This is a genomic window from Serratia proteamaculans (assembly GCF_008830365.1).
Taxonomy (GTDB): Bacteria; Pseudomonadota; Gammaproteobacteria; order Enterobacterales; family Enterobacteriaceae; genus Serratia; species Serratia proteamaculans.
This window is the reverse complement of the sequence record NZ_WBKI01000001.1, coordinates 1-16,047: the sequence shown is the minus strand read 5'-3', so window position 1 is coordinate 16,047 and position 16,047 is coordinate 1. Positions and strand designations below refer to the sequence as shown.

Annotated in this window: 11 protein-coding genes and 1 pseudogene; 3 read left to right on the top strand and 9 right to left on the bottom strand. The window is 52.7% G+C overall.

Translation table 11 applies throughout. The annotated features are described in order from the left end of the window. Positions 1 to 12 precede the first annotated feature (12 nt). The 7 genes from F8R23_RS00060 to ansB form a co-directional block, all read right to left on the bottom strand. A complete protein-coding gene (locus F8R23_RS00060; protein WP_211369068.1) occupies positions 13 to 2,277 on the bottom strand; it encodes a ComEC family protein in 2,265 nt (754 codons plus the stop codon). A gap of 279 nt (positions 2,278 to 2,556) precedes the next feature. Then, a complete protein-coding gene (gene ihfB / locus F8R23_RS00055) occupies positions 2,557 to 2,841 on the bottom strand; it encodes an integration host factor subunit beta (protein ID WP_004942652.1) in 285 nt (94 codons plus the stop codon). A gap of 62 nt (positions 2,842 to 2,903) precedes the next feature. Further along, entirely contained in the window at positions 2,904 to 4,583 is a 1,680-nt protein-coding gene (gene rpsA, locus F8R23_RS00050) for a 30S ribosomal protein S1 (RefSeq protein WP_099061742.1), read from the bottom strand. A 181-nt stretch (positions 4,584 to 4,764) separates the two neighbouring features. Beyond that, positions 4,765 to 5,454 (bottom strand): (d)CMP kinase, encoded by a 690-nt coding sequence (cmk, locus tag F8R23_RS00045; protein WP_085116071.1) that lies wholly within the window; start codon positions 5,452 to 5,454, stop codon positions 4,765 to 4,767. A 276-nt stretch (positions 5,455 to 5,730) separates the two neighbouring features. Further along, positions 5,731 to 7,017 (bottom strand): 3-phosphoshikimate 1-carboxyvinyltransferase, encoded by a 1,287-nt coding sequence (gene aroA / locus F8R23_RS00040; RefSeq protein WP_129935051.1) that lies wholly within the window; start codon positions 7,015 to 7,017, stop codon positions 5,731 to 5,733. Between the two features lie 114 nt (positions 7,018 to 7,131). Further along, positions 7,132 to 8,217: a 3-phosphoserine/phosphohydroxythreonine transaminase gene (gene serC / locus F8R23_RS00035; RefSeq protein WP_112350319.1), complete on the bottom strand. Its 1,086-nt coding sequence runs from the start codon at positions 8,215 to 8,217 to the stop codon at positions 7,132 to 7,134. A gap of 282 nt (positions 8,218 to 8,499) precedes the next feature. Further along, positions 8,500 to 9,546, bottom strand: coding sequence for an L-asparaginase 2 (gene ansB, locus F8R23_RS00030; protein ID WP_112350318.1), 1,047 nt, complete (start codon positions 9,544 to 9,546; stop codon positions 8,500 to 8,502). A gap of 148 nt (positions 9,547 to 9,694) precedes the next feature. Here ansB and ycaO point away from each other — a divergent pair, with 148 nt between their 5' ends. From ycaO to pflB, 3 genes are all read left to right on the top strand, one after another. Continuing rightward, positions 9,695 to 11,458 (top strand): 30S ribosomal protein S12 methylthiotransferase accessory factor YcaO, encoded by a 1,764-nt coding sequence (gene ycaO / locus F8R23_RS00025; protein WP_129935052.1) that lies wholly within the window; start codon positions 9,695 to 9,697, stop codon positions 11,456 to 11,458. A gap of 471 nt (positions 11,459 to 11,929) precedes the next feature. Next, positions 11,930 to 12,790: a formate transporter FocA gene (gene focA, locus F8R23_RS00020; protein ID WP_099061747.1), complete on the top strand. Its 861-nt coding sequence runs from the start codon at positions 11,930 to 11,932 to the stop codon at positions 12,788 to 12,790. 54 nt (positions 12,791 to 12,844) lie between these two features. Then, positions 12,845 to 15,127 (top strand): formate C-acetyltransferase, encoded by a 2,283-nt coding sequence (gene pflB / locus F8R23_RS00015; RefSeq protein ID WP_112350316.1) that lies wholly within the window; start codon positions 12,845 to 12,847, stop codon positions 15,125 to 15,127. A 422-nt stretch (positions 15,128 to 15,549) separates the two neighbouring features. Here pflB and F8R23_RS00010 read toward each other — a convergent pair whose 3' ends face one another. Together F8R23_RS00010 and F8R23_RS00005 are read right to left on the bottom strand one after the other, a co-directional pair. Further along, positions 15,550 to 15,768, bottom strand: coding sequence for a DNA-binding transcriptional regulator (locus tag F8R23_RS00010; RefSeq protein ID WP_099061749.1), 219 nt, complete (start codon positions 15,766 to 15,768; stop codon positions 15,550 to 15,552). Between the two features lie 85 nt (positions 15,769 to 15,853). Continuing rightward, a pseudogene (locus F8R23_RS00005) lies at positions 15,854 to 16,047 on the bottom strand (phage late control D family protein); the annotation flags it as partial.

Here is a 16,047-nt window from a genome sequence, read left to right as displayed (position 1 = left end):
TAGCGGCCCATTTTACTCATTATCACCCTCTACGCCAAACCGCTGATGGTACCAACGGGGCATTAATTGTTCACGAAAGCCTTTAATTTGCCAATCGTTGTCGAAAAAAAGTACGGATAACTGACCAGAGCGCGAAGTATCGCGCCATATGATGTCATTTGCGAGATATCTGGTGACAACTTTAACCACAGGTAAACGCCATTTATTGTAACGCGATGCCGAAGCTATTGCTGCCTTCGGCGCTACCGCACGCAAAAATGGCGGCGTGGACGAGGTTTTACTGCCATGATGCGGTACCTGTAACACTGTAGCGCTCAATAAAGGACGTTGATACCGTACCAACTGTGCCTCCGTCCTTTTTTCTGCATCCCCGGTTAGCAACAGGCTATATTTGCCATCATCAATACGAATGACGCATGAATCATCATTTCCTGCCATTTTTACCCTCTTTGGCGGCCACAACACTTGAAACTGTAACGATTGCCATTGCCAGCGCTCCCCGGCCACGCAGGGTAAATGGCCTGCATCAAGACGTGGACTTCTTACGGTCGCTTGCGGAAATGCCCGCCGCATCTCTTCAAGACCACCGATATGATCCAGGTGATCGTGACTGATAATGATTTGCTCCACAGGCAATCCTCGCCAGTGAAGAAACGGCAAAATATTCCGACCAGCGGCACTCTCTGTCCCCCAACGGGGGCCAGTATCATACAATATTGCCCGACCGTTCTTTTCAACCACCATCGCCAGACCATGCCCAACGTCTAGCATGTCTACACGCCAAGAGTATGTGGGCTCTCTTTCGCGCCACAATAAGCCACACACCGCCAAAGTTGCCAGCACCGATGCATAACGCCACCACCAGTGAAAACGCCAAAAAATCACCAACAGCCAACCGGTAAGACTGACAACCAGAGAAGCTGCGCCGAGATCGACCCAACCGTTTTGCAGGTAGTGTAATGGGGTAAACACCCCTACCAGGGTAAGATCGGCTACTCCCCAGAGTCCCGCACTCAACATCGGGAAAATACCCACCACCACTGCCAGCAGGATCAGTGGCACCGTTATCAGTGAAACCAGGGGCACCGCCCAAAGATTGGCCGGAATGGAGGTAAGCGTCAGGCCAAGAAACAAGCCGGCCTGCATGGGGACTAATAGCAATGTGATACCAAACTGAATATGCAGCCAACGTAGCGGTGCCCAGTACCATCCCGAGCGAAAGCGGGGATGTAGCGGCACCCATTCAAACCAAAAAATCAGGCAAAGCACTGCCGTGGCCGATAGCCAAAAACTGTCGGATAACACTGCCAGCGGATCACAAACCAGGATTAGCCCGATACACCACAGCCAAACTTGCCAGGAAGAGCAATAGATGCCGCGTATACGCAACAACATCCACAGTGTCAGCGCCAGGCCGGTTCTTACCGCGGGTGGATGCGCACCAGCCAACCAGACATAGCCCAATGCGCCGAGACAGCTGATGATCAGTGGAAAACGGTAACCAATCAGGTTTGCCGGCAGAAAAAACTGCAGAGCCCGTAACAAGGACCAAATCAAAATAGCCACCATCGCCACGTGCAGCCCCGAAATGGCCATCAGGTGGGCAATGCCGGTTTTCAACATCAAGGTCTGCAGTGCCGGTTCCAGCGCCGCCCTCTCTCCAAATGCCAACGCGAGCAACACGGCTTTATAGCGAAGGATCCCCATATTGCTCTCTGCGTAGCCGATCATGCGTTGCCGCCAACCACAGCGTTGATCCAAGAGTACCGCGCTCTTAACCTGCGCCGTCAGCGGTTGGCGCCGTGATATCGCCCAACGCTGACTGTCAAACCCCCCTTCATTTAAGCTGCCATGCACCGGTCGCAAGCGCAGGTGCAATCGCCAGCGTTGCCCGGCACACAGGGGCTGGTCTTTTGGTTGCCAGTGGGTAGAAAAAGCGATCGAGGGCACCAGCCAGCGGCCATTAATCTGTTCGATACGCATAACCGTCTGCTTTCGTGGCGCGGAAGCCAATGCAATACTGCTCACCTGAACCACCGCGTTCACTGCAGGCCCCTGACTTAAGCGATTGATTTGATTAACCAGGGTTCCGGCAGTAAATACCGCCCAAAGAAACCCCAATGCCCCACATGCCACAAATCGGCCTACGTTGCCCTTACGCCACAGGCAGAGACAAACAGGTAAGGTGACCCACAGAGTGAGGCGCGCATCGGGTAAGGACGGCATGAAAAGCAGCGGTAAAATACCGCAGATAATTGCACTTACAGCCAAATCCAGCGAAGTTTTGATAAGAGATCTCCCGGTATCGGGCAGCTATTCAGGCTGCCAACATCACGGGATTGTTTACGCATTGGCCAATACTCACCATCTGCAATCTGACAGTACGCGATCCCCTCCGCACAATAATAGCGGCCGTTACCGCGGCCAACCGCATGCTGCGGCGTAGCTCGCAAGAAGCGCCGAGACCGCGCCAGTAAATAACAGGCAAAAAAAACGGCGCCCCAGGGCACCGTTTTATATTTCTTTACAAGCAACAACTCTATGGGTAGTCAGTGACTAGCCATAGATATTGGCGCGGTCACGCAGCTCTTTGCCTGGCTTGAAGTGAGGAACGTACTTGCCGTCCAACTCAACTTTATCACCAGTTTTCGGGTTGCGGCCCACACGCGGAGCACGGTAGTGAAGAGAAAAACTGCCGAATCCGCGGATCTCGATGCGTTCCCCATCGGCTAGCGTTGCAGCCATATGTTCTAGCATCTCTTTCACTGCATCCTCAACGGCTTTCGCCGGTACATGAGATTGCTGGCCAGCAAGTCTTTCAATAAGTTCAGACTTGGTCATAGTTCCTCCAAGCTTTGCAGCTAAACTACCGTATCGGGGCGGTCAAAAACCGCCCCCCGTCATTACTCGCCTTTAGCCGCTTTGAAAGCTTCAGCCATTGCGTTAGAGAAGTTGCTTTCTTCCTGCTTGCTGCCGCTATTAACAGTAGCAATTGCATCTTTCTCGTCAGCTTCGTCCTTAGCACGTACGGACAGGCTTACTACGCGGTTCTTACGGTCAACGCCGGTGAATTTAGCTTCAACGTCGTCACCCACATTCAGAACCAGAGTTGCATCTTCAATGCGGTCGCGAGAGGCTTCAGAAGCACGCAGGTAACCTTCTACGCCGCCTGCTAATTCAACTGTAGCACCTTTGGCGTCAACTGCAGTGACTTTACCAGTAACAATAGTACCTTTCTTGTTCATAGACAGGTAGTTATTGAACGGGTCTTCAGCCAACTGCTTCACGCCCAGGGAGATACGCTCGCGCTCTGCGTCAACTTGCAGAACAACCGCTGCGATTTCGTCGCCTTTCTTGTATTCACGAACTGCTTCTTCGCCTGCAACGTTCCAGGAGATGTCAGACAGGTGAACCAGGCCGTCGATGCCGCCGTCCAGGCCGATGAAGATACCGAAGTCAGTGATAGACTTGATTTTACCTTCAACGCGGTCGCCCTTGTTGTGGGTTTCTGCAAACTGCTGCCATGGGTTGTTTTTGCACTGCTTCAGACCCAGGGAGATACGACGACGTTCTTCATCGATGTCCAGAACCATAACTTCCACTACATCGCCCACGTTAACAACTTTGGACGGATGGATGTTTTTGTTGGTCCAATCCATTTCAGAAACGTGTACCAGACCTTCAACGCCTTCTTCGATTTCTACGAAGCAGCCGTAATCAGTCAGGTTGGTTACACGACCAGTCAGCTTGGTGCCTTCTGGGTAACGTTTCGCGATAGCAACCCATGGATCTTCGCCCAGTTGCTTCAGGCCCAGGGAAACACGAGTACGCTCGCGGTCGAACTTCAGCACTTTAACAGTGATTTCGTCGCCAACGTTGACGATTTCGCTCGGATGCTTAACGCGTTTCCAAGCCATATCAGTGATGTGCAGCAGGCCGTCTACGCCGCCCAGATCAACGAATGCACCGTAGTCAGTGAGGTTCTTAACGATACCTTTAACTTCCATGCCTTCCTGCAGGTTTTCCAGCAGTTGATCACGTTCTGCGCTGTTCTCTGATTCGATAACCGCACGGCGAGAAACTACAACGTTGTTGCGTTTCTGGTCCAGCTTGATGACTTTGAACTCAAGCTCTTTGCCTTCCAGGTGCAGAGTGTCACGTACTGGACGCACGTCAACCAGGGAACCTGGCAGGAACGCACGAATACCATTCAGCTCTACAGTGAAGCCACCCTTAACTTTGCCGTTGATAACACCGACGACAGTTTCAGCTTCTTCGTAAGCTTTTTCCAGCGTGATCCAAGCTTCGTGACGCTTAGCTTTCTCACGGGACAGCAGAGTTTCACCGAAGCCATCTTCAACAGCGTCCAGCGCAACATCAACTTCGTCGCCTACCTGGATTTCCAGCTCGCCCTGTGCGTTTTTGAATTGCTCAGCCGGGATGGCAGACTCAGATTTCAGACCGGCGTCAACCAGTACTACGTCTTTGTCGATAGCAACTACAACGCCACGGACGATGGAACCCGGACGGGTTTCGATTGTTTTCAGGGATTCTTCAAAGAGTTGAGCGAAAGATTCAGTCATGTTTAATCTTCAGGGTTCTATAGTTTAACGTCCATTTAGCATCCCGCCGAATGGGGTTGTTTCACATACCCCGCCATTGGCTCCATGCCGACAGGGTTTAGGTTACAGGGGTAAAATTTTACCCGATATAGTTCGATACTACCATGACAAATATGACAAAAAGCCAATAGCGCCGCCGCGCTTACTGCTGCGGCAACGCTAAAACTTCATGTGCATAAGTCAACGCACGCTGGATGACTTCGTCAATCGACATGCTGGTTGAATCCAGCACGAGGGCATCAGAAGCAGGCACCAGTGGCGCGATAGGCCGATTACGGTCACGGTCGTCCCGTTCCTTTATCTCGGCTAAAAGACGTTCAAAGTTAACATTAAAGCCCTTTTCCTGCAACTGTAGCATGCGGCGGTGCGCACGCTCCTCAGAACTGGCGTCCAGGAAAATCTTGACCGGGGCATCGGGGAACACCACCGTGCCCATGTCGCGGCCATCGGCAATCAGGCCTGGGGCCTCACGAAATGCCCGCTGGCGGCGCAACAGGGCTTCACGCACACGCGGGAAAGCCGCAGCCTGTGAAGCGGTATTGCCGACGGTTTCAGTGCGGATTTCATTGCTGACATCCTCACCTTCCAAAATAACCTGCAGTTTGCCATCCAGGGCAATAAAGCGAACATCGAGATGTGCGGCCAGTGGAACCAGCGCCTCCTCAGACGTGATATCGACCTGATGATGCAACGCCGCCAAAGCCAGCACGCGATAAATCGCACCGGAATCCAGCAAGCGCCAACCAAGTGATTCGGCCAACGCTTTACACAGCGTGCCTTTGCCTGCGCCACTTGGTCCATCAACGGTTATCACCGGGGCTGTAGCCGTCATTTCTCTCTCCTTCAGGTAGAAAACCTCACAGGGACATAACCTGCCGCCAGCACAATGCGAAAGCATAATTAAAAACATCCCTGCCGCCCGCCCAATCGGGGCAGTCACGGTGGCGCATTATACGCTGCCTAACGGCGAACTGTTACCCTGGAACCGTCTGGTTGTTGAAAATAAGCGTATGGCCGCGCAAAAGTATAGCGGACAGCACCGGGCTACAGGCGTTAAAAACAATAAAGGCCCAATTAAGGGCCTTAAAAGAAAGTATCTGACTGCGGATCACGCCAATTGACTGATGCGTGCCAGTTGTTCGAAGTAGTCCGGGAAGGTTTTCGCGGTACATTTCGGATCGAGAATGGTCACTGGAGTATCCGACAGCGCCACCAGCGAGAAACACATCGCCATACGGTGGTCATTGTAGGTACCGATATCGGCAAATTTCAGTTTGGCCGGCGGTACGACGTGAATATAGTCTTCCCCTTCATCCACTTCCGCGCCCACTTTACGCAACTCTGTCGCCATCGCAGCCAGACGGTCGGTTTCTTTCACCCGCCAGTTATAGATATTACGAATGGTCGTTGGGCCTTCGGCAAACAGGGCCGCAGTCGCAATGGTCATCGCCGCATCAGGAATGTGGTTCATATCCATGTCGATGCCACGCAATTCACCGCGGCTGCATTCAATATAGTCATCGCCCCAGGTAATGCGTGCCCCCATTTTTTCCAGTACATCGGCAAATTTGGTGTCGCCCTGAACGCTTTTCTTACCGATGCCGGTGACACGCACGGTGCCACCCTTAATTGCCGCGGCCGCCAGGAAGTAAGAAGCCGAAGAAGCATCGCCCTCCACCAGGTAGTCGCCCGGAGAACGGTAGGTTTGGCGGCCACTGATGTGGAACACGCGATAGTTGTCGTGGCTGACCTCAACACCGAAAGTACGCATCAGGTGCAGCGTGATATCAATGTACGGCTTGGAAACCAGCTCACCCTTGATATGGATATTGGTGTTCTGTTCGGCCAAAGGTGCCGTCATCAGCAATGCGGTCAGAAATTGACTGGAAACGCTGCCGTCGACGGTCACATCACCGCCGCGGAACCCCCCACGCAGGCGCAATGGCGGATAATCGGTCTGCTCCAGGTAATCAATCTGTGCGCCGCCCTGACACAGGGCATCTACCAGATGACCAATTGGACGCTCTTTCATGCGTGGCTCACCGGTCAACACCACATCATTGCTGCCCAGGCACAACGCTGCCGCCAAGGGACGCATCGCGGTACCGGCATTGCCGAGGAACAGTTCAAGCGGCTGGCTGGCCACCAGCGGGCCGGCAACACCTTCAACTTTACAGGTGGTGCGATCGTCTGACAGTTGATAGTTCACGCCCAGCGCCTGCAGCGCATTCAACATATGGCGCACGTCGTCACTGTCCAGCAGGTTGGTCAGCGTCGTCGTTCCCTCCGCCAGCGCAGCCAGCAGCAGAGCACGGTTGGACACGCTCTTGGAACCGGGTAAGTTGACGGTGCCATTAACCAAGGCAACCGGTTGTAACGTTAGGGAATCCACCATGTGAACTAAAATCTCCAAAATCTGATAAACGAAACGGCCCCGGGAAAAATGCCGGAGCCGCTTTAACTCAAAAGGACAACAGCGAGGCGGCCCGCTCAAGGCAGGCAACCTGGCTTAACCGTGACGACGTTCGAAGTCGGCCATAAAGTCGGTTAATGTCTTCACACCGGCCAGCGGCATTGCATTGTAAATAGAAGCGCGCATGCCGCCAACCACTCGGTGGCCTTTCAGCGCTTGCAGGCCAATGGCTTCTGCTTCGCTGAGGAACACCTTATCCAGTGCAGGCTCCGCCAACTGGAACGGCACGTTCATCCAGGAACGGTTGGCAAGCGCCACCCGGCTGCGGTAGAAATCAGAATTATCGATGGTCGCGTACAGCAACTCGGCCTTGGCCTGGTTACGTTTATGCATTTCCACCAGTCCACCCTGCTCTTTCAGCCATTTGAACACCAGGCCGGACAGATACCAGGCAAAGGTCGGCGGCGTGTTGAACATGGAGTCGTTCTCGGCCAGCACGGTGTAATCGAGGATCGACGGCACTTCACGACGCGCCTTACCCAGCAGATCTTCACGTACAATCACCAGCGTCAGACCGGCCGGACCAATATTTTTCTGCGCCCCGGCGTAAATCACGCCAAAACGGCTAACGTCCAGCGGACCGGACAGAATAGTGGAGGAGTAATCGCCGATCACCACTTTATCGCCGAAGTCAGGCACCTCATCGATAGCCACGCCGTCGATGGTTTCGTTCGGACAGTAATGCACGTAGGCCGCGTCATCGCTCAACAGCCACTCTTTCATCGGTTTGATGCCGAGCAGGCCGTCGACGTTAGTTTTCACGTCGATGGTGTTTGGCGTGCAGTATTTTTTCGCTTCGGTGATGGCGCTATGTGCCCAGTAACCGCCGTCGATATAGTCTGCGGTGGTTTTGTCACCCAACAGGTTCAGAGGCAACGCGGCAAACTGCGCGCGGGCACCACCGTGGCAGAACAGAACTTTATAGTTGGAGGGGATTTTCAGCAGATCGCGCAGGTCCTGTTCGGACTGCTGAGCGACTTCGATAAATTCTTTACTGCGATGGCTGATCTCCATCACCGAGGTGCCAAGACCGTGCCAGTTGCACAGCTCCTGTTCCGCACGACGCAAAACTTCAACCGGCAGCATGGCCGGACCAGAGCTAAAATTATAAACCTGAGTCATTTCCCCTCACCACATTCACTATTCGCCAATGATACTGGCCTACCGAAATACGCCCGAATTAATCCTTCGGTTTTATCACTCGCGCCCCCCTCCTGCAATGGTTATTCACCCGATGCAAGGAAACACGCAAACCCTGCACTAACAGGCTCTGCCAAATCACCGGTATTTTTTGCAATAAAACGCTGTGACAACGGCCAATTCAGTGGGTTAACGCGGTTTTTTATGCTGTATACAGCCGACATGGCTAGGGGGCACGCAGGCCCCCGAATGAAGGAAAGACACTCAGTATTGATTAAACATCTGCTGAATTTGTTTGGCGTCTTTAGTCTGAGTCAGCGCCAGTTGCAGCAGGATCCGCGCTTTTTGCGGATTCAGCGTACCGGCGGCAACAAAACCGAATTTGGTATCATCCACTTCGGCATCTTCGGTGGTCGCGCCAGTGGGCACTCTGGAGGAACGCACCACGGCGACCCCGTTATGGGCGGCTGTCGCCAGGGTGTCGAATACCGTTTTATACAGATTACCGTTACCGACTCCGGCGCTGACGATGCCCTGATAACCTTCGGCAATCAGCGCTTTGGCCGGGGCATCGGAGGCGTTGGCATAGTTATAGATAATGCCGACCTTGGGCAACGCTGTCAGACTGGCGACATCAAACGGGGTATCGGTGGTGTGTTTGCGTTGCGGCGAGCGCTGGTAATCAACCTTGCCGTTATGGATATAGCCAAGCGGGCCAAAGTTGGGCGACTGGAAAGTCTGTACGGAAGTGGTATTGGTTTTAGTCACGTCGCGCCCATCCAGCACGATGTCGTTCATCGCCACCAGCACCCCGCGTTTCGCCGATTGCGGATCGGCTGCCGTCACTACGGCGTTATACAGATTAAACGGACCGTCGGCACTCATCGCGGTGGCTGGGCGCATCGCTCCGACAATCACCACCGGCTTATCGCATTTTACCGTCAGATCAAGAAAGTAGGCGGTTTCTTCCAGCGTGTCGGTGCCATGGGTGATGACAAAACCATCAGTTTTAGCGCAGTCGGCGTTGATTTTTTTCGCCAGCTTCAGCCAAACCTCATCATTCATATCCTGCGAACCGATGTTCACTACCTGTTCGCCCTGCACATTGGCGACGTTTTTCAACTCCGGCACGGCATTCACCAGGGCATCAACGCCCAGCTTACCCGCCGTGTAGTTGGATTTTGTCGCCGATTCGCCCCCACCGGCGATGGTGCCACCGGTCGCCAACAGCGTAATGGTGGGCAAGGCCAGAGCAGAACCGCTTGCGCCCGCCAGCAGGAGCGCCACAGCGCTGAGTTTCACTGATTTCATTGGGTTTCTCCATGATAGATAACCCGCTGAATTATGGCCCTTATCCCCAAAAAAACTGTGACTTTGCCACCGATTTAGGAATACATGGAGCTTGGGCGTAAAACCCCGTATCATTGCGCGTTTTTAGTACGCTCAAAAAGTGAAGACAATGACGCAAACTTTTATCCCTGGCAAAGACGCCGCGCTGGAAGACTCTATCGCCCGTTTCCAACAGAAATTAAGCGATCTGGGTTTTAATATCGAAGAGGCCTCCTGGCTGAACCCGGTGCCACACGTATGGTCGGTTCACATCCGCGATCGCGATTGCCCGCTGTGCTTCACCAACGGTAAAGGTGCCAGCAAAAAAGCTGCGCTGGCCTCCGCTTTGGGCGAATACTTCGAACGTCTCTCTACCAATTATTTCTTTGCCGACTTCTATCTGGGCAAACAGATTGCCGAAGGCGATTTCGTGCATTACCCGAACGAGAAATGGTTCCCGATCCCAGCCGATGATTCGCTGCCGGCCGGCATTCTCGATGATCGTCTGCATGCATTCTATAATCCGGATCGGGAAGTTAACGCCAGCGATCTGATCGACCTGCAGTCCGGTAATGGCGATCGTGGCATTTGCGCCCTGCCATTCTCCCGTCAGTCAGACCAGCAGACGGTTTACATCCCGATGAACATCATCGGTAACCTTTATGTGTCCAATGGCATGTCTGCCGGTAACACCGCCAACGAAGCTCGCGTACAGGGCCTGTCTGAAGTGTTCGAGCGCTATGTGAAAAACCGCATCATCGCCGAATCCATCAGCCTGCCGGAGATCCCGGCGGAAGTATTGAACCGCTATCCGGGCGTGGTGGAAGCTATCGCCAAGCTGGAAGAAGAAGGTTTCCCGATCCTCTCTTACGATGCCTCGCTGGGCGGCAACTACCCGGTGATCTGCGTTGTGCTGTTCAACCCGGCTAACGGCACCTGTTTCGCCTCGTTCGGTGCCCATCCTGATTTTGGCGTGGCACTTGAGCGTACTGTGACTGAACTGCTGCAGGGCCGTAGCCTGAAGGATCTGGATGTGTTCACCGCGCCAACCTTCGACGACGAAGAAGTCGCAGAACACACCAACCTGGAAACCCACTTTATCGATTCCAGCGGTTTGATCTCCTGGGATATGTTCAAGCAGGATGCGGATTACCCGTTTGTCGACTGGAGCTTCAGCGGCAGCACGCAGGAAGAGTTCGCCACCCTGATGAGCATTTTCGACCAGGAAGGCGCGGAAGTGTACATCGCCGACTATGAGCATCTGGACGTGTACGCCTGCCGCATCATAGTGCCGGGAATGTCCGATATTTACCCTGCGGAAGACCTGCTGCTGGCCAACAACAGCATGGGTGCGCACCTGCGTGATCTTCTGTTGGCTCTGCCGGGCAGTGAGTGGGAGCCGCAGGAATATCTGGCGCTGATTGAACGCTTTGACGACGAAGGCCTGGACGATTTCACCCGCGTGCGCGAACTGCTGGGTATTGCCTCCGGTAAAGACAACGCCTGGAACACCCTGCGCGTGGGCGAGTTGAAATCAATGCTGGCATTGGCCGGTGGCGATATGGACCAGGCGCTGATCTGGGCCGAATGGACGCAAGACTTCAACGCTTCGGTGTTGAGCCCGGCACGCAGCAACTATTACCGTTGCCTGCAAACGCTGCTGTTACTGACACAAGAACCTGAACGCGATCCGGCGCAGTACTACACTGCTTTCGTGAAGATGTACGGTCAGGAAGCGGTGGATGCTGCCTCTGCGGCCATCAGCGGCGAAGTGCGCTTTAACGGCCTGTTCGCAGTCGATAACGATCTGAAAGCCTTGCCGGCTCATCAGGCGCTGTTAGCGGCCTACGAAAAACTGCAGAACGCCAAACGCCGTTATTGGGCGCAGGCATAATCTCAGTCCCTTTGCGCCGGTGATCCATCGCCGGCGCAATACTCAAATTACCCCCTGTCGCCTCTCTCCAAATGATCTAAACCTTATTTAGACGGTTAAATAAGCGTTTTTTCTGCTTATTTTTTTCGCTTAATTACGCACTTATCAGCAAACAAGACAAATAAAACGGCAATTGTTACTGGTCGGTAAAATAATAATTAACCGATAATTAAACGCTGACCGTCGGAAAGTGACAAAATACATGAAAATTTAACCTTTACGAGAATGTTCGGATGGTTTATTCAAAATTTTTTGCAAACATTAAAAAATAGTTTTACAATAAAATTCAATTAGTTAACTCAATAAACCTTGCGATTTATCTGGTTTTTGGCCGCTTTAGTTTCTCGCCTTATGATCCAAATCAATTTTTACCCTATACTGCTTTGCTAGTATCTTATTGCGTTGTTTTAACCCTTAAAAGCGAGAGTTAGTGTGAAAGCTGACAACCCCTTCGATCTGATATTACCTGCAGCAACGGCGAAAATCGCTGAGGATGCAGGTGTGTACAAAGCCACCAAGCATCCGCTGAAAACGTTTTATTTGGCGATCACTGCCGGTGTCTTTATTTCAATCGCATTCGTGTTTTATATCACAGCGACTACCGGCACTGCCGGTGTGCCTTTCGGCCTGGCAAAATTGGTCGGCGGCATCTGTTTCTCCCTGGGGTTAATGCTGGTCGTCGTTTCGGGCGCCGACCTGTTCACTTCTACCGTACTGATTGTCATCGCCAAGGCCAGCGGCCGTATCAGCTGGTGCCAGTTGGGTGCCAACTGGCTGAATGTCTATATCGGTAACCTGATTGGCGCACTGTTCTTTGTGGCACTCATCTGGTTCTCTGGCGAACACATGGTGGCCAACGGCCAATGGGGCCTGAACGTCCTGCAAACCGCTGACCACAAGCTGCATCACACTTTTGTTGAGGCCGTCTGCCTCGGCATTCTGGCTAACCTGATGGTCTGCCTGGCGGTGTGGATGAGTTACTCAGGCCGCAGCCTGATGGACAAAATGTTCGCCATGATCCTGCCGGTCGGCATGTTTGTCGCCAGCGGTTTCGAACACAGCATCGCCAACATGTTTATGATCCCTATGGGTATCGTGGTTAAAAACTTCGCCACGCCAGAATTCTGGCAAGCCATAGGGGCAACACCTGAGCAGTTTGCTCATCTGACCGTAAGCAACTTTATCATCGACAACCTGATCCCAGTCACCATTGGCAACATCATTGGTGGCGGTTTGCTGGTTGGGTTGACTTACTGGGTAATTTATCTGCGTGGTGGTGAACAACAGCACTAAGCTGTTAGTTACCGCGCGCCGAGTTAGAACTCCACAATTAAAGGTAGGTGTATAATGACCGAACTTAACGAGAAGTTAGCCAAAGCTTGGGAAGGTTTCAGTAAAGGTGACTGGCAGAACGAGGTCAACGTTCGTGACTTCATCCAGAAAAACTACACTCCTTACGAGGGTGATGAATCCTTCCTGGCCGGCGCAACTCAGGCCACTTCCACCCTGTGGGACAAGGTTATGGAAGGGATCAAACTGGAAAACCGCACCCATGCGCCAGTTGATTTCGACACCAACGTTGCAGCTACCATCACTTCCCACGACGCTGGCTACATTGCCAAAGAGCTGGAAACCATCGTTGGCTTGCAGACTGATGCACCTCTGAAACGTGCGCTGATCCCATTCGGCGGCATCAAAATGGTAGAAGGTTCTTGTAAGGTCTATGGCCGCGAACTGGATCCACAGCTGAAAAAAGTGTTCACCGAATACCGCAAAACCCACAACCAGGGTGTATTCGATGTTTACACCAAAGACATTCTGAACTGCCGTAAATCCGGCGTGCTGACCGGTCTGCCAGATGCTTATGGCCGTGGCCGCATCATCGGTGACTACCGTCGCGTAGCCCTGTACGGCATCGATTTCCTGATGGCCGACAAACTGAATCAGTTCAAGTCACTGCAGACCAAGCTGGAAAACGGCGAAGATCTGGAAATGACCATCCAGCTGCGTGAAGAAATTGCTGAACAGCATCGCGCTCTGGGCCAGATTAAAGAAATGGCGGCCAAATACGGTTGCGATATCTCTAACCCGGCTACCACCGCGCAAGAAGCCGTACAGTGGACCTACTTCGGCTACCTGGCCGCAGTGAAATCCCAGAACGGTGCAGCCATGTCCTTCGGCCGCGTGTCTACCTTCCTTGACGTGTTCATCCAACGCGATATCGAAGCAGGCAAACTGAACGAAGAACAGGCGCAGGAACTGATTGACCACCTGGTGATGAAACTGCGTATGGTGCGCTTCCTGCGTACTCCTGAGTATGATGAGCTGTTCTCCGGCGACCCAATCTGGGCGACTGAGTCTCTGGCAGGTATGGGCGTTGACGGCCGTACTCTGGTCACCAAAAACAGCTTCCGTTTCCTGAACACCCTGTACACCATGGGGCCGTCTCCGGAACCGAACATGACCATCCTGTGGTCTGAAAAACTGCCATTGAACTTCAAAAAATACGCAGCGAAAGTGTCTATCGACACCTCCTCCGTACAGTATGAAAACGACGACCTGATGCGTCCTGACTTCAACAACGATGACTACGCCATCGCCTGTTGCGTTAGCCCGATGATCGTCGGCAAACAAATGCAGTTCTTCGGTGCCCGTGCCAACCTGGCGAAAACCATGTTGTACGCCATCAACGGCGGCGTTGATGAAAAAATGAAAATCCAGGTTGGTCCGAAAGAAGCGCCAATGATGGATACCGTGCTGGACTATGACAAAGTCATGGAACGTATGGACCACTTTATGGATTGGCTGGCCAAGCAGTACGTGACCGCGCTGAACATCATTCACTACATGCACGACAAGTACAGCTATGAAGCTGCACTGATGGCGCTGCATGACCGTGACGTTTACCGCACCATGGCTTGCGGCATTGCAGGTCTGTCTGTTGCGGCTGACTCCCTGTCTGCTATCAAGTACGCTAAAGTATCCACCATCCGTGACGAAGACGGCCTGGCCGTAGACTTCAAAATCGAAGGTGAATACCCGCAGTTCGGTAACAACGATGCTCGTGTTGATGACATCGCCTGTGACCTGGTAGAACGTTTCATGAAGAAAATTCAGAAACTGCGTACCTACCGTAATGCTGTAGCGACTCAGTCCGTACTGACCATCACTTCCAACGTGGTTTACGGCAAGAAAACCGGTAACACCCCAGATGGCCGCCGTGCTGGCGCTCCATTCGGTCCAGGTGCTAACCCAATGCACGGTCGTGACCAGAAAGGTGCCGTAGCCTCTCTGACTTCCGTAGCCAAATTGCCGTTTGCCTATGCGAAGGATGGGATCTCCTACACCTTCTCCATCGTGCCAAACGCACTGGGTAAAGACGACGACGTGCGTAAAGCCAACCTGGCGGGTCTGATGGACGGTTACTTCCACCACGAAGCTTCTATCGAAGGCGGTCAGCACCTGAATGTCAACGTGATGAACCGTGAAATGCTGCTGGACGCGATGCAAGATCCTGAGAAATATCCTCAGCTGACCATCCGCGTATCCGGTTATGCCGTTCGCTTCAACTCGCTGACCAAAGAACAACAGCAAGACGTAATTACCCGTACTTTCACTCAGTCGATGTAATTGCCCCATCCGGGCGGGGTTTCCCGCTCGGTGGTTAAGCTGAACCCCGGGGCCGGATCTTTCCGGCCTTTTTAATAAATGCTAGTTCCCTGACTCAACACGAGTCTGTTTTGCCAGATAGCTATACTTGATGGATATCCGACAAAACAGTTATCCGGCGTAATAACCGGCCAACAGGAATCGTTCCACCCCAGTCGTCGGGCCCTGCCCGCTTACTGCATCGCTGATCCCTGGCTGGCGGTTATGAGCCTACTTTTAGACTGCGTTTGACAGTCAATATTGGAGAAAACCCCGCAATGTCAGTGACAGGTGACTTTAAAATAGAGTTATAACATTGAAATAAAAGGATTTATTTCCTGTTCCGTCCACACATTGACCACATCGAAAAAAAGCCCCGGATTTCCGGGGCTTTTTCGTTTCTGTTACATCAACATGCTTTGCTGGCCGTAATGGGTCGGGTGAGGCATCACCGGCACCACATGGCCGGGTTTCATAATGGTGCGTTCAATGGTTTCCATGGTGACAAATGTATGACTGCAATTGATGTTCTGACACTGGTGATAACGTTCCTTGGTGTTCTCGCTGAGATAACGACTTGAACGAGCATGTGCAGCAGTTCCGCAGATATTGCAATGAAACATAATTTATCACCTCCACCATTCAACATTGATAAAGAGATTTTAGACTTTTTTCTTTTAACATCAATTAATTATTAACAAACCAACCTTACTTTCTTTCCTCTTCATACTCCACATCGGAAAGCTTAACCTCTAGCTCTAGCGCCGTCGTATAGCCGCTATTGCTGAGTGAATGGGTCACCTTAGTAATTGTCCACGCCTGCTCGTCTATGACGCGCTTAAACCCTCTCACCGCTACCGGCGTTTCTGGGAATAAATCCGCGCGCCCCATGGCAAGATTGA

Bases quoted from the DNA above. Each gene is read 5' to 3' on its own strand.
- ansB (WP_112350318.1), bottom strand. From the start codon at position 9,546: ATGAAATCAGTGAAACTCAGCGCTGTGGCGCTCCTGCTGGCGGGCGCA.
- F8R23_RS00010 (WP_099061749.1), bottom strand. From the start codon at position 15,768: ATGTTTCATTGCAATATCTGCGGAACTGCTGCACATGCTCGTTCAAGT.
- aroA (WP_129935051.1), bottom strand. From the start codon at position 7,017: ATGGTGGATTCCCTAACGTTACAACCGGTTGCCTTGGTTAATGGCACC.
- ihfB (WP_004942652.1), bottom strand. From the start codon at position 2,841: ATGACCAAGTCTGAACTTATTGAAAGACTTGCTGGCCAGCAATCTCAT.
- serC (WP_112350319.1), bottom strand. From the start codon at position 8,217: ATGACTCAGGTTTATAATTTTAGCTCTGGTCCGGCCATGCTGCCGGTT.
- pflB (WP_112350316.1), top strand. From the start codon at position 12,845: ATGACCGAACTTAACGAGAAGTTAGCCAAAGCTTGGGAAGGTTTCAGT.
- cmk (WP_085116071.1), bottom strand. From the start codon at position 5,454: ATGACGGCTACAGCCCCGGTGATAACCGTTGATGGACCAAGTGGCGCA.
- rpsA (WP_099061742.1), bottom strand. From the start codon at position 4,583: ATGACTGAATCTTTCGCTCAACTCTTTGAAGAATCCCTGAAAACAATC.
- ycaO (WP_129935052.1), top strand. From the start codon at position 9,695: ATGACGCAAACTTTTATCCCTGGCAAAGACGCCGCGCTGGAAGACTCT.